19 protein-coding genes and 1 pseudogene are annotated in these 21,999 nt (G+C 70.9%); 18 read left to right on the top strand and 2 right to left on the bottom strand.

Going from position 1 to position 21,999, the window contains the following annotated elements:
- Positions 1-56: 56 nt before the first annotated feature.
- Positions 57-563 (bottom strand): DUF1772 domain-containing protein, encoded by a 507-nt coding sequence (locus ACIBLC_RS07995; protein WP_399209873.1) that lies wholly within the window; start codon positions 561-563, stop codon positions 57-59.
- A 204-nt stretch (positions 564-767) separates the two neighbouring features.
- Between ACIBLC_RS07995 and ACIBLC_RS07990 the strand changes: the two genes are divergently transcribed.
- The 6 genes from ACIBLC_RS07990 (at position 768) to ACIBLC_RS07965 (ending at position 8,065) form a co-directional block, all read left to right on the top strand.
- The gene (locus ACIBLC_RS07990; RefSeq protein WP_399209872.1) at positions 768-1,355 is read left to right on the top strand and encodes a CGNR zinc finger domain-containing protein; all 588 of its coding nucleotides are present in this window, start codon (positions 768-770) and stop codon (positions 1,353-1,355) included.
- Positions 1,356-1,555: 200 nt separating this feature from the next.
- Complete coding sequence (locus ACIBLC_RS07985) at positions 1,556-2,131, top strand: sigma-70 family RNA polymerase sigma factor (protein ID WP_266460930.1); 576 nt, start codon at positions 1,556-1,558, stop codon at positions 2,129-2,131.
- Positions 2,132-2,169: 38 nt separating this feature from the next.
- On the top strand, positions 2,170-2,946 hold the full coding sequence (locus tag ACIBLC_RS07980; protein WP_399209908.1) for a zf-HC2 domain-containing protein: 777 nt from the start codon (positions 2,170-2,172) through the stop codon (positions 2,944-2,946).
- Between the two features lie 140 nt (positions 2,947-3,086).
- Positions 3,087-5,549: a HelD family protein gene (locus tag ACIBLC_RS07975; protein ID WP_399209871.1), complete on the top strand. Its 2,463-nt coding sequence runs from the start codon at positions 3,087-3,089 to the stop codon at positions 5,547-5,549.
- A 449-nt stretch (positions 5,550-5,998) separates the two neighbouring features.
- Complete coding sequence (locus tag ACIBLC_RS07970) at positions 5,999-7,432, top strand: NAD-dependent malic enzyme (protein WP_399209870.1); 1,434 nt, start codon at positions 5,999-6,001, stop codon at positions 7,430-7,432.
- 351 nt (positions 7,433-7,783) lie between these two features.
- A complete protein-coding gene (locus tag ACIBLC_RS07965; RefSeq protein ID WP_399209869.1) occupies positions 7,784-8,065 on the top strand; it encodes an HU family DNA-binding protein in 282 nt (93 codons plus the stop codon).
- A gap of 107 nt (positions 8,066-8,172) precedes the next feature.
- On the opposite strand, the gene murA is transcribed toward ACIBLC_RS07965, so the two are convergent.
- Entirely contained in the window at positions 8,173-9,519 is a 1,347-nt protein-coding gene (gene murA / locus ACIBLC_RS07960) for a UDP-N-acetylglucosamine 1-carboxyvinyltransferase (RefSeq protein WP_399209868.1), read from the bottom strand.
- A gap of 281 nt (positions 9,520-9,800) precedes the next feature.
- On the opposite strand from murA, the gene ACIBLC_RS07955 reads away from it, so the two are divergent.
- The 12 genes and pseudogenes from ACIBLC_RS07955 to ACIBLC_RS07900 all read left to right on the top strand — a co-directional run.
- Entirely contained in the window at positions 9,801-10,373 is a 573-nt protein-coding gene (locus ACIBLC_RS07955; protein ID WP_266460962.1) for a YqgE/AlgH family protein, read from the top strand.
- 28 nt (positions 10,374-10,401) lie between these two features.
- Positions 10,402-10,701, top strand: a complete 300-nt coding sequence (locus tag ACIBLC_RS07950) for a DUF3039 domain-containing protein (RefSeq protein ID WP_266460965.1) — start codon at positions 10,402-10,404, stop codon at positions 10,699-10,701.
- Positions 10,702-10,809: 108 nt separating this feature from the next.
- The gene (locus ACIBLC_RS07945) at positions 10,810-11,475 is read left to right on the top strand and encodes a tetratricopeptide repeat protein (protein WP_399209867.1); all 666 of its coding nucleotides are present in this window, start codon (positions 10,810-10,812) and stop codon (positions 11,473-11,475) included.
- Between the two features lie 144 nt (positions 11,476-11,619).
- Positions 11,620-12,915 carry an extracellular solute-binding protein gene (locus ACIBLC_RS07940; protein ID WP_399209866.1) on the top strand — a complete coding sequence of 432 codons (1,296 nt, stop codon included), beginning with the start codon at positions 11,620-11,622 and terminating at the stop codon, positions 12,913-12,915.
- A gap of 4 nt (positions 12,916-12,919) precedes the next feature.
- Positions 12,920-13,864 carry a carbohydrate ABC transporter permease gene (locus ACIBLC_RS07935; RefSeq protein WP_399209865.1) on the top strand — a complete coding sequence of 315 codons (945 nt, stop codon included), beginning with the start codon at positions 12,920-12,922 and terminating at the stop codon, positions 13,862-13,864.
- Between the two features lie 5 nt (positions 13,865-13,869).
- Positions 13,870-14,706: a carbohydrate ABC transporter permease gene (locus ACIBLC_RS07930; RefSeq protein ID WP_399209907.1), complete on the top strand. Its 837-nt coding sequence runs from the start codon at positions 13,870-13,872 to the stop codon at positions 14,704-14,706.
- 1 nt (position 14,707) lies between these two features.
- Entirely contained in the window at positions 14,708-16,357 is a 1,650-nt protein-coding gene (locus tag ACIBLC_RS07925) for a beta-N-acetylhexosaminidase (RefSeq protein WP_399209864.1), read from the top strand.
- A 287-nt stretch (positions 16,358-16,644) separates the two neighbouring features.
- Positions 16,645-17,538, top strand: coding sequence for an FAD binding domain-containing protein (locus ACIBLC_RS07920; protein ID WP_399209863.1), 894 nt, complete (start codon positions 16,645-16,647; stop codon positions 17,536-17,538).
- The gene (locus ACIBLC_RS07915) at positions 17,535-19,091 is read left to right on the top strand and encodes a (2Fe-2S)-binding protein (protein ID WP_399209862.1); all 1,557 of its coding nucleotides are present in this window, start codon (positions 17,535-17,537) and stop codon (positions 19,089-19,091) included. Before ACIBLC_RS07920 ends, ACIBLC_RS07915 begins: the two co-directional genes overlap by 4 nt.
- Positions 19,088-21,394 (top strand): xanthine dehydrogenase family protein molybdopterin-binding subunit, encoded by a 2,307-nt coding sequence (locus ACIBLC_RS07910; RefSeq protein ID WP_399209861.1) that lies wholly within the window; start codon positions 19,088-19,090, stop codon positions 21,392-21,394. The genes ACIBLC_RS07915 and ACIBLC_RS07910 overlap by 4 nt, the downstream gene beginning before the upstream one ends.
- Positions 21,391-21,561 carry a hypothetical protein gene (locus tag ACIBLC_RS07905; RefSeq protein WP_399209860.1) on the top strand — a complete coding sequence of 57 codons (171 nt, stop codon included), beginning with the start codon at positions 21,391-21,393 and terminating at the stop codon, positions 21,559-21,561. The genes ACIBLC_RS07910 and ACIBLC_RS07905 overlap by 4 nt, the downstream gene beginning before the upstream one ends.
- 86 nt (positions 21,562-21,647) lie before the next feature.
- Positions 21,648-21,859 (top strand): annotated as a pseudogene (locus tag ACIBLC_RS07900) (phosphotransferase); the annotation flags it as partial.
- Positions 21,860-21,999 lie beyond the last annotated feature (140 nt).

Genomic DNA, 21,999 nt, shown 5'->3' with positions numbered 1-21,999 from the left:
CCGGACACGGTCCTGAGGCCGGAGCGTGCTGCCTTACGGCCGGACCGCACACGGTCCTAAGCCCGCCGGTACAGCCGCAAGGCACGCGCCAGGCAGGCCAGCGCGAGCGTCGACAACAGGGCCCGTACGACGTTCCACGCCACCCACGGGTCCTCGAAGTCCTCGCGTACGGCGGCCGGGTCGGCGATCCTCGCGGGATCGCCGGCGTCGGCGAGCTCGTCGTTGAGCGGGATGTTCACCGTGACGGTGAGGAGGAAGGCGAGCGCGACGCCGGCGAAGCCCGCGAACACCCACCAGCGGTGCGGCGACCTGCGCGACTGCCAGGCGGCGATGGCCGCGAGGAGCGGCGCGCCCAGGAAGCTGAGGAAGAACACCGGGTTCTGGATCTGGTCGTTGATGTTCTGCATGACCTCGATGAAGACCCGGTCGTCGCTGCGGGAGAGCGACGGCATGATGTTGCAGGCGAAAACGTAGAAGACCCCGGCGAACAGGCCCATCGCGACCGTGGCCGCGACCAGTACACCTCCGGCGGTCGTGCGCCGCCCCGTGCTGTTGTCTGTCATGTCCCCGAGTCAACCGGCGCGGCGACGGGGGCGACATGGCCGAGCCGCGCGGCCCCATAAGCGGACGTCCAGGGCGCGAGCGGTACAAGGTCTTCCGGCCGGGGGTGCGGACATGCACTGTGGGGGTATCTACTCCCCGGGTAACCACTCCCCAAGGCAGTCCCCAGCGATTCACGGCGGTAACTCCTAGGCGGTGACAGGCGCATGGCATCGGGTACGGCCACGGCCTCGTACGAGCTGCGGTTCGACTCCGGGCGGATCTGCCTGGACCTCCTGGCGACCACCCACCCCGAGGAACGGCTCGACTCGGTGGAGCGGCTGCGCGCCTGGATCGCCCGCTCCGGGCTGGTTCCCGCGGGCACGCCGCTGGCGGGCGCCGACTCCGCGTGGCTCCTCGGCTTCCGTGAACTGCGCGGACACGTCGACCGGTTGGTGAGCGGCGAGCTGGACACCCGGCCCGCCGACACGGCTCTCGCCCGTGTCAACGCGGTCGCGCTCCGCACCCCGCCCGCGCCCTGGGCCGTACGCGCGGACGACGGCTCGCTGCGCCTGAGACTGCACGCGCCGCCCGGCCACGCCGAGTTGCTCTCCCTGGTCGCCCGGGACGCCCTCGAACTCCTCGCGGATCCGGCGGCGCGGGTGAGTCTGCGCCGGTGTGAGGGCGACAACTGTCCGATCGTTTATCTGGACACATCGCGGGGCCGGCGCAGACGATGGTGTTCCAGTGAGGTGTGCGGCAACCGGGAGCGAGTGGCCCGGCATCGCAGGCGGGCGGCGCTCGCCCGCGCGTGAACCTCCTGGAGAAGGCGCGGTGTTCGAAAACGAACGCTGTCAGTGATCAAGGAATGGCGAGGAGTGACCAGGGGGATTTCTTCACATCCTCCCCAAGAAATATGTGCGACCTCTTTGAACACGCGCGTACCCAGACGCGTACCTCGGTGTGAGCGACCGACTGGGGGACCCCGGTCGAATCGGGGACACCGGAGGTAGGCGTGCGCAAGGATTCCGCCGTGGCTGATGAACGCCCGCCAAGGGCACGACATCGCGCGTCTCAGTCCTCGGAGCCTGACGAGGAGCTGATGCGCGCGCTCTATCGCGAACACGCGGGACCCCTGCTTGCCTACGTGCTGCGGCTGGTCGCCGGCGACCGGCAGCGTGCCGAGGACGTCGTACAGGAAACACTCATCCGTGCCTGGAAGAATGCCGGCCAGCTCAATCGAGCGACCGGTTCGGTACGACCCTGGCTGGTGACGGTGGCGCGGCGCATCGTCATCGACGGACACCGCAGTCGGCAGGCCCGGCCGCAGGAGGTGGACCCGTCACCGCTGGAGGTCATCCCCGCGGAGGACGAGATCGACAAGGCGTTGTGGCTGATGACACTGTCGGACGCGCTGGACGACCTGACCCCTGCTCACAGGGAGGTCCTGGTCGAAACATACTTTAAGGGGCGTACGGTCAATGAGGCGGCCGAGACCCTCGGCATCCCCAGCGGCACCGTGCGCTCGCGGGTGTTCTACGCCCTTCGCTCGATGAAGCTGGCGCTGGAGGAGCGGGGGGTGACGGCGTGAGCACATACGGGGGATACGGAACGGGTGGTCCGGGAGCCATGCAGGGTCAACGGGAACAGCAGGGCCCCGGTGACATCCACGAGACCGTGGGCGCGTACGCCCTGGGGATCCTGGACGACGCCGAGGCAACCGCCTTCGAAGGTCATCTCGCCACCTGCGAGTGGTGCGCCCAGCAGCTCGACGAGCTCGCCGGGATGGAACCGATGCTCGCCGCGCTCGCTGATCTGCCCGCCTCGCAGGGCACTCCGGCGATCGGTGAGTCGCTGGCCGCGCGCCCGAGTTCACGGCTCGCGGACCGGCTGGTGGACGAGGTGTCCGAGCGGCGGGCCCTGAAGCGCCGGCGGAGTTTCTACATGGTGGCGGCCGCGGCGGCGCTGATCATCGCCGGCCCGTTGACCGTGATGGCGGTCAGTGGCGGCGACGGCACCAAGGCGCCCGAGGCACACGCCACGAGTCCCGCCAAGCAGGCCTTCGACGTCATGACCGACAAGGTCACGGCCACGGACGCGAGCACCAAGGTCACCGCGGTGGTCGCCATGGAGTCCAAGGCCTGGGGCACCCACGCCGTTCTCGAACTGAAGAACGTCTCGGGCCCGGAGAAGTGCTCACTGATCGCGGTCGGCAAGAACGGCGAGCGCGAGACGGTCACCTCCTGGTCGGTCCCCAAGTGGGGCTACGGCCTGCCGAGCGCCAAGACGGCCGAGGCGAAGGCCCCGCTCTACGTGCACGGCGGAGCGGCCTTCACTCCCAACGAGATCGACCACTTCGAGGTCATGACCTTCGACGGGAAGCAGCTCGTGGAAGTCGACGCGTAATTCATGGAAGCGAACGTTTGGATGCTCGTGTAAGTGGACGCATGAACGGACGCGCGGGCGAACCTGGAGCGCGCGCGTAGCCCTGAGGGCCCCCCTTCGCGTACGGTTGACGGCTGCCCAGCACGTCAGAAGGGGGCCCGGTGGCCGCTCAGGCTCAGCAGGAAACCGCGCTCGGTTCGGTCCACGATTCCGCGACAGTCGACGACTCCGTCAGCGACTCCGTACGGGACCGTGAGATCGGCGTCGAACAGGAACATCTGGACCGGGTGTACCGGCGCCTCGAGGAGAAGATCCACGAGGCGGAGTTCCTGATGAACGACGCCGCCAAGCGCGGTCAGGTCGGGACACCGGGGGCGCTCGCGGAGCGCGACGCCCAGGTGTTCCGGGCGGGAATTCACCTCAACCGCCTGAACAACGAGTTCGAAGACTTCCTCTTCGGCCGGATCGACCTGCTCCCGGGGAAGGACGGCAGAAAAGGTCCCGACGGCGCGTACACGGCGGTGGAGCCCGCCGAGGGCGCCGTACGTGACAACAACACCGCGGACATCGCGGAAACACTGCACATCGGCCGTATCGGTGTCCTGGACACGGACTACGCGCCGCTGGTCATCGACTGGCGGGCGCCCGCGGCGGCCCCGTTCTACCGCTCGACCCCGGTCGAACCGGGCCGGGTGGTGAGACGCAGGGTCATCCGTTCCAAGGGCCGCAAGGTCCTCGGCGTGGAGGACGACCTGATGCGTCCGGAGCTCAAGGCCACCCTGGACGGCCAGGAACTCCCGGTGATCGGTGACGGCGCCCTGATGGCCGCACTCGGCCAGGCCCGCAGCCACAGCATGCGGGACATCGTGGCGTCCATCCAGGCCGAGCAGGACATGGTGATCCGCGCCCCGGCCGCCTCGGTGACGTACGTCGAGGGCGGCCCGGGCACGGGCAAGACCGCCGTGGCGCTGCACCGCGCCGCCTACCTCCTCTACCAGGACCGCCGCCGTTACGCGGGCGGCATCCTGATCGTCTCCCCGACCCCGCTGCTCGTCGCCTACACCGAGGGCGTCCTGCCGTCCCTCGGCGAGGAGGGCCAGGTCGCCATCCGGGCCATCGGCTCCCTGGTCGACGGAGCGGAGGCCACCCTGTACGACTCGCCGGCGGTGTCCCGCGCCAAGGGCTCCTACCGGATGCTGAAGGTGCTGCGGAAGGCGGCACGGGGGGCGCTGGAGACACCGTCGGGCTTCTCCGGCGGCGCACGGCGCTCCTCCCACGGCGGCCTGCCCGCCGCGGACCAGCAGCTCGCCTTCGGCGAAGGCGACGGCTTCGACGACGGGGACGACGGGGACGACGCCAGGCCGCAGGCCCCGGCCGGCACCCCTACCCGCCTCCGCGTGGTCGCCTTCGGGCGCCGCCTGGAGCTGGAGGCCCCCGAGCTGGACCGGATCCGCGACAACGCGCTGAGCGGCACCGCGCCGGTCAACCTGTTGCGTCCACGGGCCCGCAAGCTGCTGCTCGACGCGCTGTGGTCGCGCTCGGGAGCCGGTACGCGCCACTCGGACCCGGAGCTGGCGGCCGAGCTGCGCTCGTCGTTCGACGAGGACGTCACGTCCGAGGACAGCTTCATCGAGTTCCTGGACGCCTGGTGGCCCGAACTGACCCCGCGGGGCGTGCTGGCCGCCATGGCCGACGAGCGGCGGCTCGGACGCTGGGCGCGGCGGATCCTCAACCCCGGTGAGGTGCGGCGGGTGGCGCGCTCCCTCAAGCGGGACGGGCTCTCCGTGCACGACGTGGCCATGCTCGACGAGCTGACCGCCGTCCTCGGCAGTCCCGCCCGCCCCAGGAAGCGCCGCGAGCTGGACCCGCTGGACCAGCTCACCGGCCTCGAGGAGCTCATGCCCACGCGCGAGGAGACGCAGTGGGAGCGCGCCGAGCGGCTGGCGCAGGAGCGGACCGAGTACGCGCACGTCATCGTCGACGAGGCGCAGGACCTCACGCCGATGCAGTGGCGGATGGTCGGGCGCCGGGGTCGGCACGCCACCTGGACCGTGGTCGGCGACCCCGCCCAGTCCTCGTGGTCCGACCCCGAGGAGGCCGCCGAGGCCCGCGACGAGGCCCTGGGCAGCCGCCCGCGGCGCCGTTTCACCCTCAGCGTCAACTACCGCAACCCGGCCGAGATCGCCGAACTGGCCGCCAAGATCCTGGCCCTCGCCATGCCGGGATCGCCGTCCCCCTCCGCCGTCCGCTCCACGGGCGTCGAGCCGCACTTCGCGGTCGTACGGGACTCACTCGCACAGACCGTGCGGGCGGAGGCGGCCCGTCTCCTGGACCGCGTCGACGGCACCGTCGGCGTCGTCGTGGCCATGAACCGGCGCGAGGAGGCCACCCGCTGGCTCAAGGGGCTCGGAGACCGTGTGGTGGCGCTGGGCAGCCTGGAGGCGAAGGGCCTGGAGTACGACGCGACGGTCGTCGTCTCGCCCGCGGAGATCGCCGACGAGTCGCCCGCGGGCCTGCGGGTGCTGTACGTCGCCCTGACCCGGGCGACCCAGCAGTTGACCCTCGTCTCGGCGGACCGGGACGAGCCGGACGCGAACGGGGTGCCGGACCTGCTGCGGGACTGACGCTCCCGGAACGGCGAGAGGCCCAGGTCACCTGACGGTGACCTGGGCCTCTCGTTCGTTCAGTGACACCGACCCGCCATGCTCGCCTCGCGGCAAGAGGTCGCTCGTAGCGACGAAGGTTGGGCCCGGGGGCTTGGATCGGGCCGGTGTCACATCAAAGGTAACAAACGATCCCCGTAAGGCAATTCCCGTCCCGAAAGTTCATTTCCGCGGCGCCCGCTCCCGCCGGGATCCCCCTCCCTCCAGCGCCCTCATTCTCGTATGGTGGAATGAGCTTTCCGAAATCGTCGACCGCCCGCGAACAATACGTTCGCAACCCGGGGCGGCTACCACGTACTCAGGGGTAGGTGCGACGATCGGACGGCATACCCGCCGGGCGGCGCGAGACCGCGCGATCCGGCGGCTCACAGCGGCACAGCAGTACACGGTGAAAGCAGAGGAAGTCGGCCATGGCAACGGCGCCCAGCGTCTCCTACTCGATTACGGTCCGCCTGGAGGTGCCCGCGAGTGGAACCGCGGTCTCCCAGATCACCACGGCCGTGGAGGCTTCCGGGGGCTCGGTGACCGGCCTCGACGTGACCGCGTCCGGGCACGAGAAGCTCCGGATCGACGTCACGATCGCGGCGACGTCCACCGCGCACGCCGACGAGATCGTCGAGAAGCTGCGCGGCATCGAGGGCGTGACGCTCGGCAAGGTCTCCGACCGTACGTTCCTCATGCACCTCGGCGGCAAGATCGAGATGCAGTCCAAGCACCCGATCCGCAACCGTGACGACCTCTCGATGATCTACACCCCGGGCGTGGCCCGCGTGTGCATGGCGATCGCCGAGAACCCCGAGGACGCCCGCCGGCTCACCATCAAGCGCAACTCCGTCGCGGTCGTGACGGACGGTTCGGCCGTGCTGGGGCTCGGGAACATCGGCCCCAAGGCCGCGCTCCCCGTCATGGAGGGCAAGGCGGCGCTCTTCAAGCGTTTCGCCGGCATCGACGCCTGGCCGCTGTGCCTGGACACCCAGGACACCGACGAGATCGTCCAGATCGTGAAGGCCATCGCCCCCGGCTTCGCGGGCATCAACCTCGAGGACATCTCGGCGCCCCGCTGCTTCGAGATCGAGGCCCGGCTGCGCGAGGCCCTCGACATCCCCGTCTTCCACGACGACCAGCACGGCACCGCGATCGTCGTCCTCGCCGCCCTCACGAACGCCCTGCGGGTCGCGGGCAAGGCGATCGGCGACATCCGTGTCGTCATGTCCGGCGCGGGCGCGGCCGGTACGGCCATCCTCAAACTGCTGCTTGCCGCGGGCGTCAAGAACGCCGTCGTCGCCGACATCCACGGTGTCGTGCACGCGGACCGCGACGACCTGGTGGAGGCCGCCGCCGATTCGCCGCTGCGATGGGTCGCCGACAACACCAACCCCGAGGGCCTCAGGGGCACGTTGAAGGAGGCCGTCCGCGGCGCCGACGTGTTCATCGGCGTCTCGGCGCCGAACGTCATCGACGGCGACGACGTGGCCGCGATGGCCGAGGGTGCCATCGTGTTCGCGCTCGCGAATCCCGACCCCGAGGTCGACCCGGCGATCGCCCGCCAGACGGCGGCGGTCGTGGCCACCGGCCGTTCGGACTTCCCCAACCAGATCAACAACGTCCTGGTCTTCCCCGGCGTCTTCCGTGGCCTCCTCGACGCCCAGTCGCGTACCGTCAACACGGAGATGATGCTGGCCGCCGCGGTCGCCCTCGCGAGCGTGGTGACCGAGGACGAGCTCAACGCGAACTACATCATCCCGAGCGTCTTCAACGACAAGGTCGCGGGCGCGGTCGCCGGAGCGGTGCGGGATGCCGCGAAGGCGGCAGGGGTGACGGTTCCGAGTACCACCTCCGCGTGAGCGGGGCGGTACGGCCGCTGTGACGGTGGCCACGACCGCCGGAGCACCGGCGCGTCGCGGGAGTCGGGGCCTGTGACCGCCTCTAGGGTGGCGGCCAGGCTCAGGGCTTGTCCCCGCCGCGCGCAGGCTTTTTCGTGTGACCCCCAAGGGTGTTCGTGTGCCCCCAGGGGGCGCCGGATTGGCTTTCCCGCCGCAGGTGGGGGCAGGATGCGTCTTCGGGCGTGAGGGTCTGGCTACGGACCCGGGTCCGGGGGCCGACCGAGGCCCCTGGCAGCATCGGCTTCACTGTGCCCGATATGCGGCTCGCCGCATGGCACGCCTCAACAGCAAGAAGAACACGGGAGTAACGACATGAACCGCAGTGAGCTGGTGGCCGCGCTGGCCGACCGCGCCGAGGTGACTCGCAAGGACGCCGACGCCGTTCTGGCCGCTTTCGCCGAGACCGTCGGAGAGATCGTCGCCAAGGGCGACGAGAAGGTCACCATCCCCGGCTTCCTGACCTTCGAGCGCACTCTGCGTGCCGCGCGTACCGCGCGCAACCCGCAGACCGGTGAGCCCATCGACATCCCGGAGGGCTTCAGCGTGAAGGTCTCCGCGGGCAGCAAGCTCAAGGAAGCCGCCAAGGGCAAGTAAGGCCCACGCCGCCCGCGTCAGGGGCGGCGCACGGCAGAGCAGTACGCCAATGGGGCGGCCCCCTCAACCGGGTGGCCGCCCCATCGTCGTACCCGCGACTGACGCTGTTACCCGAGCGCCTTGCCCGGCAGCTCCACCTTCGCCCCGAGTTCCACGAGCTTCTCCATGAAGTTCTCGTAGCCGCGGTTGATCAGGTCGATGCCGTGCACGCGTGAGGTGCCCTGCGCCGCCAGGGCCGCGATGAGGTACGAGAAGCCGCCGCGGAGGTCGGGGATGACCAGATCGGCGCCCTGGAGCCGGGTGGGGCCGGAAACGACCGCCGAGTGCAGGAAGTTGCGCTGGCCGAAGCGGCAGTGCGAGCCGCCCAGGCACTCGCGGTAGAGCTGGATGTGCGCGCCCATCTGGTTGAGCGCGGAGGTGAAGCCGAGGCGGGACTCGTACACCGTCTCGTGGACGATCGAGAGGCCGGTCGCCTGGGTGAGGGCGACGACCAGCGGCTGCTGCCAGTCCGTCTGGAAGCCCGGGTGGACGTCCGTCTCCAGGGCGATCGACTTGAGCTGACCGCCGGGGTGCCAGAAGCGGATGCCCTCGTCGTCGATCTCGAAGGCGCCGCCGACCTTGCGGTAGGTGTTCAGGAACGTCATCATCGAGCGCTGCTGGGCGCCCCGGACGTAGATGTTGCCTTCGGTCGCCAGCGCCGCGGACGCCCAGGAGGCGGCCTCCAGGCGGTCCGGCAGGGCCGCGTGGGTGTAGCCGCCGAGCGTGTCGACCCCGGTGATGCGGATCGTCCGGTCGGTGTCCATGGCGATGATCGCGCCCATCTTCTGCAGTACGCAGATGAGGTCCTCGATCTCGGGCTCCACGGCCGCGTTGGACAGCTCGGTGACGCCCTCCGCGAGCACGGCGGTCAGCAGCACCTGCTCGGTCGCGCCCACCGACGGGTACGGCAACTGGATCTTGGTGCCGCGCAGCCGCTGCGGGGCCTCCAGATACTGACCGTCCGCACGCTTCTCGATCGTCGCGCCGAACTGCCGCAGCACCTCGAAGTGGAAGTCGATGGGCCGGCCGCCGATGTCGCAGCCGCCGAGCCCGGGGATGAACGCGTGCCCGAGGCGGTGCAGCAGCGGACCGCAGAACAGGATCGGGATCCGGGACGAACCCGCGTGCGCGTCGATGTCCGCGACGTTCGCGCTCTCGACGTGCGAGGGATCGAGCACCAGCTCGCCCGGCTCCTCTCCCGGACGGACCGTCACCCCGTGCAGTTGCAGCAGTCCGCGTACGACCCGCACGTCTCTGATGTCGGGGACGTTGCGCAGTCGGCTCGGCGCGCTGCCCAGCAGGGCGGCCACCATGGCCTTCGGTACGAGGTTCTTCGCACCGCGGACCCGGATCTCGCCTTCGAGCGGGGTTCCGCCATGGACAAGCAGTACGTCGTCAGAGCCGTTGACGGTCATGTATCTCGCGATCCGGTGAGTTGGGCAGGAGTGGTTCGTCGGCAGGCCGTGGTTCAGGAGCCGGAGGAGTAAGGGTAATCGCCGCCTACCCCCCTTCTGTAAGCCCAAGTACCACTCAGCTCCGTCATAGCTTCGCCACAACACGAACCGTTCGCCGGCGGGCACGAGGTGTCACCGGGACGGCCGTGCGCGGGTAGCGCCTCTGTGCGCCCTGAACCGCATTCACACAGGTACCCGCATTGGCTCCCCGCTCACGGGGAAGATGCGGGATCATGTCTGGCATGACCGAGGTGTCCTCGCTCACAGGACGGCTGCTCGTGGCCACGCCCGCCCTGGCGGACCCGAACTTCGACCGCGCGGTGGTGCTGCTCCTCGACCACGACGAGGAGGGCTCGCTCGGTGTCGTCCTCAACCGCCCGACCCCCGTGGACGTCGGCGACATCCTGGAGGCCTGGGCGGACCTGGCCGGCGAACCCGGCGTCGTCTTCCAGGGCGGCCCGGTCTCCCTGGACTCGGCGCTCGGCGTCGCGGTCATCCCGGGCGGCGCGTCCGGGGAGCGCACCCCGCTCGGCTGGCGCCGCGTGCACGGCGCGATCGGCCTCGTCGACCTGGAGGCCCCGCCGGAACTGCTGGCCGCCGCCCTCGGCTCGCTCCGCATCTTCGCCGGGTACGCGGGCTGGGGTCCCGGCCAGCTGGAGTCGGAACTGACCGAGGGCGCCTGGTACGTCGTCGAGTCCGAGCCCGGAGACGTCTCCTCCCCGTCTCCGGAGCGCCTGTGGCGCGAGGTCCTGCGCCGCCAGCGCAACGAACTGGCGATGGTGGCCACGTACCCGGACGACCCTTCCCTCAACTGATGCGTGTGACCTTCAGTACCCTGGCTGTATGAGCACTCTTGAGCCTGAGACCCAGCCCCAGCGAGGCACTGGGACGGGAACCCTCGTAGAGCCGGCACCGCAGGTGTCGCACGGCGACGGGGACCACGAGCGCTTCGCCCACTATGTCCAGAAGGACAAGATCATGGCGAGCGCGCTGGACGGCACGCCCGTCGTGGCACTCTGCGGCAAGGTGTGGGTCCCCGGCCGCGACCCGAAGAAGTACCCGGTGTGCCCCATGTGCAAGGAGATCTACGAGTCCATGGGCGCCGGCGGGGGCGACAAGGGCAAGGACGGCGACAAGAAGTAGCTGTGACACCGCCGGGTTCTCCGGCGCAGTACGCCGCGTAGGTGGACCGAGCACGGCCGCGGCATCCCGGTGCGGGGTGCCGCGGCCCTGCCGTACCCGGGGGTGGGCGTGGAGTTGTTGCTGCTGGCGCGGGAACTGGCGGTGGCGCGGCAGTTCCGCGCGAGCCGGATGCTGGTGAGGCGGGTGCGGCCGCGGAGCGCGGAGGAGTTGACCCTCGCGGCGTCCGTGCTGGTCGAACTCCGGGACCCCAAGGCGGCGTTGCCGCTCGCGCGGCGGGCGGTGGAGCTGGCGCCGGACGACTGGCGGGGGCATCTGGTGGTCGCCGACGCCACCTTTCAGCAGCGGTCGTGGGACGAGTCGGTCGCCGCCGCCCGCAGGGCCGTGGAGCTGGGGCCGGAGGAGGCCGCGGCACACCGGGCTCTGGGTGTCGCGCTGAACCGGCGGATCGGCGACGGTCGCGAGGCGAGACGGGAAATCAGGCGCGCCAGGGAGCTGGGAGGCCGCGCGGCGCTGCGGACGCCGGGGCGGCGCGGCGCGTGGTGGTTCCTGCTGTTCGTGCCGCTCGCGGTCGCCGCCGGGCTGTCGGTGGCGGACTGGCCGGGCGGCGTCGGCGGTCTGTTGGACGTGTCGCGTGCGCTGTTCTTCATGGTGTGTCTGTTGCTCGTCTTCACCAGACCCAGCCGGGCGGGGCTCACCTGGTCCGAGCGGATCGCGGAGCTGCGGGCCGCGCGGGCGAGGCCCGCGGAGCCCGGGAAGGGGGCCGCGGACGGCTGACCGTTGCACGGAGTGCTTCCCGTGGTCACGAAGTGGTTGAGACCTCTTGTGGGCATGTTCATGTACTCCATAGCCTCCGGTGTGTTGTGCAGAGCGAAACATCCATTGCGTATGTTGCAACGCACCCCCACCGGAGGATGCTCCATGAAGCTCTCTGTCCGAACAGCCGTCGCTGTCACCGCTCTTGCGGTCGTCACCGCCTGTGCCCCCCAGACCTCCGACAACTCCTCCTCCGAGAAGGACGAGAAGACCGGCACGCTGCGGGTCTGGCTCTTCCAGGAGGTCAGCAACGCGCCGAAGGAGAAGGTCGTCGACGGGGCCGTCGCCGCCTTCGAGAAGGCCCACGAGGGCGCCGACGTGAAGATCGAGTACATCCCCGTCGAGACCCGCGCCCAGCGCATCAAGGCGGCCTTCAACGACCCGAAGAGCGCCCCGGACGTCATCGAGTACGGCAACACGGACACCGCCGGTTACGTGAAGGACGGCGGACTCGCCGACATCACCGGGGACTTCACCGACTGGAGCGAGGCCAAGGACACCGACCCGACGGCCAGGCAGTCCGTGACGGTGGACGGGAAGATCTACGGTGCCCCCTACTTCGTCGGCGTACGTGCCCTCTACTACCGCACCGACGTCTTCGAGGACCTCGGTCTCGAAGTACCCAAGACACAGGCCGAGTTGATCTCGACCGCCAAGGAGATCCGCGCCGCGAAGCCGGACCTGTACGGCCTCGCGGTCGGCGGCGCCTACACGTACGGCGCGATGCCGTTCATCTGGTCCAACGGCGGCGAGATCGCGAACGGCAAGGGCGGCTCGTACGCCTCCTCCATCGACAGCGCCGCCGCCCAGCAGGGCATCAAGGCCTACACCTCCCTCTTCGGGGACGACAACTGTCCGGCCGCGAAGTGCGCGGGCATGGGCGGCAACGACACGGTGACGGCCTTCGCGTCGGGCAAGGCGGGCATGGCCATCGGCGGAGACTTCAGCCACGCGGCGGTCGAGGCCGGATCGGTCAAGGGCAAGTACGCCGTCGTACCGCTGCCGGGAGTGAAGGCGGGCGAGATAGCCCCGGCGTTCGCGGGCGGCAACAACCTCGGTGTGCTGAAGAGCACTTCGCACCGCACGCTCGCCGTCGACCTGGTGGAGCGGCTCGCCTCGAAGAAGACCCAGGGCGAACTGTTCGACGCCATGGGCTTCCTGCCGACCTACACCGATGTGCGCGCCGACGTCGCCAAGAGGGAGCCGTTCGTGAAGCCCTTCGTGCAGACGCTCGCCGCGGGCGCCAAGTTCGTGCCGGCCTCGCCCGCCTGGGCGCAGATCGACGCCTCGCTCGTCCTGCCGACGATGTTCCAGGAGATCGTCAGCGGCAAGAAGGACGTGGCGGCGGCCTCGAAGGGCGCGGCGACGAAGATGGACGACGCGTTCAGCTCCGTGGGCTGAGCGGATGACGACGCACGACGCGCTCGCCGAGCGCGGCACCGTGGCCAGGGCCCGCCCCGCCCCTCCCCGGCGGCGCGGCCCCGGCTGGACCCCCTGGCTCTACCTCGCCCCCGCCCTCGTCGTCCTGGGCGGCCTGCTCGTCTACCCGATCTACCAGCTCGGCCTGATCTCGTTCCTGGAGTACACCCAGGCCCAGGTCAGCGGCGGCGAACCGACCACCTTCCAGGGCTTCGGCAACTACGCGACGCTCTTCGCCGACGGACAGTTCTGGCAGGTGCTGCTCGCCACGGTCGTGTTCGCGGCGGCCTGCGTGGTCTCCACGCTGGTCGCCGGCTGCGCGCTCGCGGTGCTCCTCACCCGCGTACGGGCGCTGCCCAGGCTCGCGTTGATGCTGGCCGCCCTCGGTGCCTGGGCGACCCCGGCGGTCACCGGCTCCACGGTCTGGCTGCTCCTCTTCGACCCCGACTTCGGCCCCGTCAACCGGGTGCTGGGGCTCGGCGACCACTCGTGGACGTACGGCCGCCTCAGCGCCTTCGTGCTCGTCCTGCTCGAAGTGGTGTGGTGCTCCTTCCCGTTCGTGATGGTGACGGTGTACGCCGGCATCCGCGCCGTACCGTCGGAGGTCCTGGAGGCGGCCTCCCTGGACGGCGCCTCGCAGTGGCGGATCTGGCGCTCGGTGCTCGCCCCGATGCTCCGGCCGATCCTGGTGGTCGTCACCATCCAGTCGGTCATCTGGGACTTCAAGGTCTTCACGCAGATCTACGTGATGACGAACGGCGGCGGCATCGCCGGACAGAACCTCGTGCTGAACGTGTACGCGTACCAGAAGGCGTTCGCCTCCTCGCAGTACAGCCTCGGCTCGGCGATCGGCGTGGTGATGCTGGTGATCCTGATGGCGGTCACGCTGGTGTATCTGCGACTGCTGCGCAGGCAGGGGGAGGAACTGTGAGCCTCATGACCGGGTTCGTACGACGTCCGTGGCGGCTCGCCGCCGAGGTGTCCGCGCTGCTGATCGCGGCCGTGGTCGCCTTCCCGCTCTACTGGATGGTGCTCAGCGCCTTCAAACCGGCCGGGGAGATCGAGTCCGCCGAGCCCCGGCCGTGGACTCTGGCGCCCTCGCTGGATTCCTTCCGGCGGGTCTTCGGACAGCAGGAATTCGGCCGGTACTTCCTCAACAGCCTTGTCGTGGCGTGCTCCGTGGTCGTCGTCTCGGCGCTGATCGCGTTTCTCGCCGCCACGGCGGTGACCCGATTCCGCTTCCGATTCCGGACCACTCTGCTGATCATGTTCCTGGTCGCGCAGATGGTGCCCGTGGAGGCGCTGACGATCCCGCTCTTCTTCCAGATGCGGGACTTCGGCCAGCTGAACACACTCGGTTCGCTGATCCTGCCGCACATCGCCTTCTCGCTGCCGTTCGCGATCTGGATGCTGAGGGGTTTCGTGAAGGCCGTTCCGGAGGCCCTGGAAGAGGCTGCCTACATCGACGGCGCGAGCCGTGCGCGATTCCTCTGGCAGATCCTTTTCCCGCTGGTCTTCCCGGGGTTGGTGGCCACCAGCGTGTTCTCCTTCATCTCGGCCTGGAACGACTTCCTGTTCGCCAAGTCCTTCATCATCAGCGACACCGCGCAGTCCACCCTGCCGATGGCCCTCCTGGTCTTCTACAAACCGGACGAGCCGGACTGGGGCGGCGTGATGGCGGCGTCCACGGTGATGACGATTCCGGTGCTGATCTTCTTCGTACTCGTACAGCGACGGCTGGTCTCCGGGCTGGGTGGAGCGGTAAAGGACTGACATGACCGGACTGATTCCCGCGCCCCGCAGTGTCGTCGCCGGTTCGGGCGAGGTGCGGCTGACGGCGCACTCCCGGCTCTGCGCCGGCACCGCCTTGGAGGGCGTCGGTCACTGGCTGCGCACCGTCCTCCGGCAGGCCACCGGCCTGCCGCTGCGCGAGGGGCGGGAACTCGACGACACCGGCGGCGACGGCATCGGGCTTCAGCTCGACCCCGGACTCGGCCCCGAGGAGTACCGCCTCGTCAGCGACCCGACCGGCGTTCTTGTCGAGGGCGGCAGCGCGGCCGGCGTCTTCTGGGGTGCCCAGACACTGCGGCAGCTCCTGGGCCCGGACGCCTACCGAAAGGCCCCGCTCAGCCGCGACCGCGCCTGGGCCGTGCCGCACGTCAGGATCGAGGACGAGCCCCGATTCGCCTGGCGCGGCCTCATGCTCGACGTCTCCCGGCACTTCATGCCCAAGGACGGGGTCCTGCGCTATCTCGACCTGCTGGCCGCCCACAAACTGAATGTCTTCCACTTCCACCTCACCGACGACCAAGGCTGGCGTGTTCAGATCAAGCGCTATCCGAATCTGACCGAGGCCGGGTCCTGGCGGGCGCGCACGAAATTCGGCCACCGGGCCTCGCCGTTGTGGGAGGAGAAGCCGCACGGGGGCTTCTACACGCAGGACGACATCCGCGAGATCGTGGCGTACGCCGCCGAGCGGCATATCTCCGTCGTCCCCGAAATCGACATCCCGGGACACAGCCAGGCGGCGATCGCCGCATATCCGGAACTCGGCAACACCGACGTCATCGACACGACCTCCCTCTCCGTCTGGGACACCTGGGGCGTCTCCCAAAACGTACTCGCCCCCACTGACAACGTCCTGCGCTTCTACGAGGGGGTCTTCGAGGAACTCCTCGACCTGTTCCCCGCGGACGCCACAGGGTCGGCGTTCTCGGCGTTCGTCCACGTCGGCGGCGACGAGTGCGCCAAGGACCAGTGGAAGCGGTCGCCGGCCGCGCAGGCGCGTATCAAGGAGCTGGGGCTCGCGGACGAGGACGAGTTGCAGTCCTGGTTCATCCGGCACTTCGACAACTGGCTCTCCGCGCGCGGGCGTCGGCTGATCGGCTGGGACGAGATCCTGGAGGGCGGCCTCGCGAAGGGAGCCGCCGTCTCGTCGTGGCGCGGCTACCAGGGCGGCATCACGGCGGCCCGCGCGGGTCACGACGTCGTCATGTGCCCCGAGCAGCAGGTGTATCTGGACCACCGTCAGGAAGCGGGCGAGGACGAGCCGGTGCCCATCGGCTATGTGCGCACCCTTGAGGACGTCTACCGCTTCGAGCCGGTGCCGCCGCAGCTCGACGAGGCGGAGGCGCGGCATGTGATCGGCACTCAGGCCAACCTGTGGACCGAGGTGATGGAGGACCACGCGCGCGTGGACTACCAGGCGTTCCCCCGGCTCGCGGCCTTCGCCGAGGTCGCCTGGAGTGCCCTGCCGCCCTCCGCCGAACGGGACTTCGCGGACTTCGAGCACCGGATGACCGTCCACTACGGGCGACTTGACGCCCTGGGAGTCGCGTACAGGCCGCCCGGCGGGCCCCTGCCGTGGCAGCGGCGGCCGGGTGTGCTCGGCCGTCCGATCGAGGGGAAGCCCCCGAACGTGTGAGGTGCTTCCGGGAGCTTCCGGGGCAGGTGTCCCGGGGGCTCGATCCCGCCCTCGGGGCGCACGGGGAACAAGGCGCCCAAGGATCATCGAAGGGTGGCAATTCACGCTCAACGGTGATGCCGTGCGAAAACGGATCATCTCCTGGTGAGGAGGGCGAATGCCTCCTAGCGGACCCCCGCGTCGAGGGCCGGGGAAGATGTGCCAGAGTTGCCACGTCCGCCCTGTCAGCACGTACCGTACGGCAGCACAGGTGGGACCAGGTGGGGCAGCGGGAAGGGGCATCCGGTTTGACCACGCACGCACCGCAGGCGGCGCAGGCCGTGACGCTGCCCGGCTCGTTGGACGAGGCGGTCGCGGCCCTGGCCGCCATGCCCGCCGCCGTTCCCGTGGCAGGCGGCACCGACCTCATGGCCGCGGTCAACTCCGGACAGCTTCGGCCCGCCGCGCTCGTCGGCCTCGGCAGGATCAGCGAGATCCGCGGCTGGCAGTACCTGGACGGCCACGCGCTGCTCGGCGCCGGCCTCACCCACGCACGCATGGGCCGCCCCGACTTCGCCGCCCTCATCCCCGCGCTCGCCGCCTCCGCGCGCGCCGCGGGCCCGCCGCAGATCCGCAACGCGGGCACCCTGGGCGGCAACATCGCCTCGGCGTCCCCCACCGGGGACGCGCTGCCCGTACTGGCCGCCCTGGAAGCCGCGTTGATCATCGCAGGCCCGGACGGGGCCCGCCGTGAGATCCCCGTGTCGCACCTGCTCGCGGGCGTGGAGATGCTCCGCGCCGGCGAACTCATCGGCTACGTGCGCGTGCCGCTGCTGCACGCGCCGCAGGTCTTCCTGAAGGCGACCGGACGCACCGGCCCCGGCCGTGCGATCGCGTCCGTGGCGCTCGTCCTGGACCCCGCCAGGCGCGGAGTGCGGTGTGCCGTCGGTGCCATAGCGCCGATGCCGCTGCGCCCCCTGGACGCCGAGGCCTGGGTCGCCCAGCTCATCGACTGGGACGGCGAGCGCACACTCGTGCCGGAGGCGCTCCACGCGTTCGGCGAGTACGTCGCCGCGGCCTGTATCCCCGACCCCGTCCCCGCCGAGGACGGCTCCGTGCAACCGCTTCCACCCGCCGTACTGCACCTGCGGCGCACCGTCGCCGCGCTCGCCCGACGAGCACTGGGGAGGGCACTGTCATGACCGACGACCAGCACGGAGAGGGCGCCCCCCAGGGCGGCCGCTGGGATCCGCTGCCCCAGGGCGACTACGACGACGGCGCCACCGCCTTCGTCAAGCTCCCCGAAGGCGGCATCGAGGCACTCCTCGCCGAGCGCGAGCCGCTCGCTGCGCCCGGACACGGCTATGTGCCCCCGCAGATCGAGGCGCCGGCCGTCGCGGATCCCGCACAGGCGGGTGCGTGGTCCACGGACGCCGGCAACATCCAGTGGCCCGACCCGAACGGCGCGCCTCCGGAAACCGGCCGCGACGGCTACGCCTACAACCCGCCGGCCACCGGGCAGTGGGACTTCGGGGACGTCGCGCGGGACGGCGCCGGACAGGCCGGTCACTCCGGCCAGGGCGGCGATCCCGGTCAGGGCGGACCCGCCGGGAACGACGTGACCGGACAGTGGTCGATTCCGGTGGCCGGCGGTGATCTTCCGGACGAATCGGGCGAGTTCACCACCTCGGCGTTGGTCGAGCAGTGGGGCGGCACGCCGCCCTCGACCCTCCCCGGCGGAGCGGCCGCTCCCTGGGCGACGGACGGCGTCGGACAGTCGACGGAGGCCATCGGGCAGGCCTGGTCCGCCGACCCGCGGGAACGGCCCGTCGAGGACGCCGTACGGCCGTCGGCGCAGACGCCCGCTGAGGGCCTCGTACGGCCGTCGGGGCAGTCACCGGCCGAATCGTCCGCGCAGGCCGCCCAGCAGGCCACCGAGCCCGCACACGAGGCTCCTGAGGCGCCTGACACGGACCGGGCCCGCGAGGACTCCGAATCCGTCGAGGCCGCCGAGGCCGCTGGCGTCGCCGAAGAGGTCGCCGAGGACGAGGCGGAGGACGCCCCCGCCACGGCACCGCACAACGAACACCCCCTCGCCTCCTACGTCCTGCGCGTCAACGGCGCCGACCGTCCGGTGACCGACGCCTGGATCGGCGAGTCGCTGCTCTACGTGCTGCGCGAGCGCCTCGGCCTCGCGGGCGCCAAGGACGGCTGCTCGCAGGGCGAGTGCGGCGCCTGCAACGTGCAGGTCGACGGGCGGCTCGTGGCCTCCTGCCTGGTGCCCGGAGTCACCGCCGCGGGCAGCGAGGTGCGCACCGTCGAGGGCCTGGCCGCCGACGGACAGCCCTCCGACGTGCAGCGGGCGCTGGCCAAGTGCGGGGCGGTGCAGTGCGGTTTCTGCGTACCCGGCATGGCCATGACCGTGCACGACCTCCTTGAGGGCAACCCCGCTCCGAACGAACTGGAGACCCGCCAGGCGCTGTGCGGCAACCTGTGCCGCTGCTCCGGATACCGCGGCGTCCTGGACGCCGTACGCGAGGTCGTCGCCGAACGCGAGGCGCACTCCGCGGCCGCCGCCGAGTCCGCGCCGGACACCGACGAGGCCCGCATCCCGCACCAGGCCGGTCCCGGCGGGGGAGGCGTCAACCCGGCGGCGTACGAGGACACTTCTCCGTACCACTCCCCGTACGACACGTCGTACGACCACCAGGCGCCGCATGAGCAGCCGTACGGCCAGGACGGAGGCCAGGCGTGAGCAACGAAACCGCGACCGCGTCACCCACGGCGCCGGAGACGGGCCCCGAGCCCCTCCCGCACGGGCTCGGCGTCTCCCTGCCGACCACCGACGCCCGCGCCAAGACCGAGGGCACCTTCCCGTACGCGGCCGACCTGTGGGCCGAAGGCCTGCTGTGGGCAGCCGTGCTCAGATCGCCCCACCCGCACGCGCGCATCGTGTCCATCGACACCCGGCACGCGCGCGAGATGCCGGGCGTACGTGCCGTCATCACCCACGAGGACGTGCCGGGCACCCCGGTGCACGGCCGGGGCAGGGCCGACCGGCCGGTGTTCGCCTCCGAGGTCGTACGCCACCACGGGGAGCCCATCGCGGCCGTCGCCGCCGACCACCCGGACACCGCGCGGATGGCCGCCGCGGCCATCACCGTCGAGTACGAGATGCTCGACGCGGTGACCGACCCGGAGCTGGCTTTCGAGGCCGAGGCGCTGCACCCCGACGGCAACCTGATCCGGCACATCCCGCTGCGCCACGGCGACCCGGACGCGGCCGGCGAGATCGTCGTCGAGGGCCAGTACCGCATCGGCCGCCAGGACCCGGCGCCCATCGGCGCCGAGGCCGGTCTCGCCGTGCCCCGCCCCGACGGCGGGGTCGAGCTCTACGTGGCGTCCACCGACCCGCACACCGACCGCGACGCGGCCGCCGCCTGCTACGGCCTGGAGCCCGAGCGCGTCAAGGTCGTCGTCACCGGTGTGCCCGGAGCGACCGCCGACCGCGAGGACCAGGGCGTTCAACTCCCGCTCGGCCTGCTCGCGCTGAAGACCGGCTGCCCGGTGAAGATCACCGCTACGCGGGAAGAGTCCTTCCTGGGCCACGTCCACCGCCACCCCACCCTGCTCCGCTACCGCCACCACGCGGACGCCGACGGCAAGCTGGTCAAGGTCGAGGCGCAGATCCTGCTCGACGCGGGCGCCTACGCGGACACCTCGTCGGAGTCGCTGGCCGCCGCGGTCGCCTTCGCCTGCGGCCCGTACGTCGTCCCGAACGCCTTCATCGAGGGCTGGGCCGTACGCACCAACAACCCGCCCTCCGGCCACGTACGCGGCGAGGGTGCCATGCAGGTCTGCGCCGCGTACGAGGCGCAGATGGACAAGCTGGCGAAGCGGCTGGGCGTCGACCCCGCGGAGCTGCGCCTGCGCAACGTGATGGCCACGGGGGACGTGCTTCCCACCGGCCAGACGGTGACCTGCCCGGCCCCGGTCGCCGAACTGCTCCAGGCCGTACGGGACTTCCCGCTGCCCCCGCTCCCCAAGGACACTCCCGAAGAGGAGTGGCTCCTCCCGGGAGGCCCCGAGGGCGCGGGCGAACCCGGCGCCGTACGCCGTGGTGTCGGCTACGGCCTCGGCATGGTCCACATGCTCGGCGCCGAGGGCGCGGACGAGGTCTCGACGGCCACCGTGAAGGTCCACGACGGGGTCGCCACGGTGCTCTGCGCGGCCGTGGAGACCGGCCAGGGCTTCACCACGCTGGCCCGGCAGATCGTCCAGGAGACGCTCGGCATCGACGAGGTGCACGTGGCCCCCGTCGACACGGACCAGCCCCCGGCGGGCCCGAGCTGCCGGGGCCGCCACACCTGGGTGTCGGGCGGCGCGGTGGAGCGCGCGGCGAAGATGGTCCGTACGCAGTTGCTCCAGCCCCTGGCGCACAAGTTCGGGATGTCCACCGAGCTGCTCCAGATCACCGACGGCAAGATCACGTCGTACGACGGGGTGCTGTCCACGACCGTCACCGAGGCGATGGACGGCAAGGAACTTTGGGCCACCGCCCAGTGCCGCCCGCATCCGACGGAGCCGCTGGACGCCACCGGCCAGGGCGACGCCTTCGTGGGCCTCGCCTTCTGCGCGATCCGCGCGGTGGTCGACGTCGACATCGAACTCGGCTCGGTCCGCGTCGTGGAACTCGCCCTCGCCCAGGACGTGGGCCGGATCCTCAACCCCGCCCAGCTCACGGCCCGTATCGAAGCCGGCGTCACGCAGGGCGTCGGCGCCGCCCTGACGGAGAACCTGCGTACCGCGCGCGGTCTTGTCCGCCACCCCGACCTCACCGGCTACGCCCTCCCCACCTCGCTGGACGCCCCCGACATCCGCATCGTCAAGCTCGTCGAGGAGCGTGACGTGGTGGCCCCCTTCGGCGCGAAGGCGGCCAGCGCGGTGCCGGTCGTGACGTCCCCGGCCGCGGTGGCCTCGGCGGTACGGGCGGCCACGGGCCGGCCGGTGAACCGGCTGCCGATACGGCCCCAGGCGGCCGTGGTGACGACACCGTGACCGCGCCTGCTCCCGGGCCGTCGCGCTACGAATCCGAGCCGCCGCGCTTTGAACCTGAGCCGCCGCGTTACGAACCGGCGCCCGGTGTCGGGAAGCTGGCGCTGTGGGTGCTGCTGTTCGTGGTGGCGGCCGTGGTGGTCGTCGTCGGGGGCGTGTATTTCGCCTGATGGGCGGTTTCGTCTGATGGATGGTTCGGCCTGCTGCGGGGTGTCGGCCGATGGACGGTGACGCCCTCATCACGGGGGTCCATGGCCGCCGGATGACCGTCTCCGGGCGCGAGGAGTAGGAGCCCGGCGCGGGCGGCGAGGCCGAGGCCCAACTCCGGCTGCGGTACGGCCTGTCGGCGGCACCGCGGACGCGTACGCGCGGGCCGGGTGCACGGCGGTCGTGCAGGAGGTCGTCCTGGGCGAGCAGTCGACGGCGTACGTCGGACTGATCCGCACCCGCCCCCTGTACGTCGTCGTGGCCGTCGGGCGCTCGGGCGGGCCCCGTCTGTGCACCGCCCTGTGCCTGCGTGTTTCCGGCGTTGTCAGTGGTGCGGCGTATGGTTTTGGCTCAGTGGGGAACCGCCGTTGGACGAGCGGGAGTTCCCTGCCTGGGGGGGG

The sequence above is a fragment of the Streptomyces sp. NPDC050535 genome (assembly GCF_044457665.1).
Lineage (GTDB): Bacteria > Actinomycetota > Actinomycetes > Streptomycetales > Streptomycetaceae > Streptomyces.
This window is presented reverse-complemented; position numbering and strand designations above follow the sequence as displayed.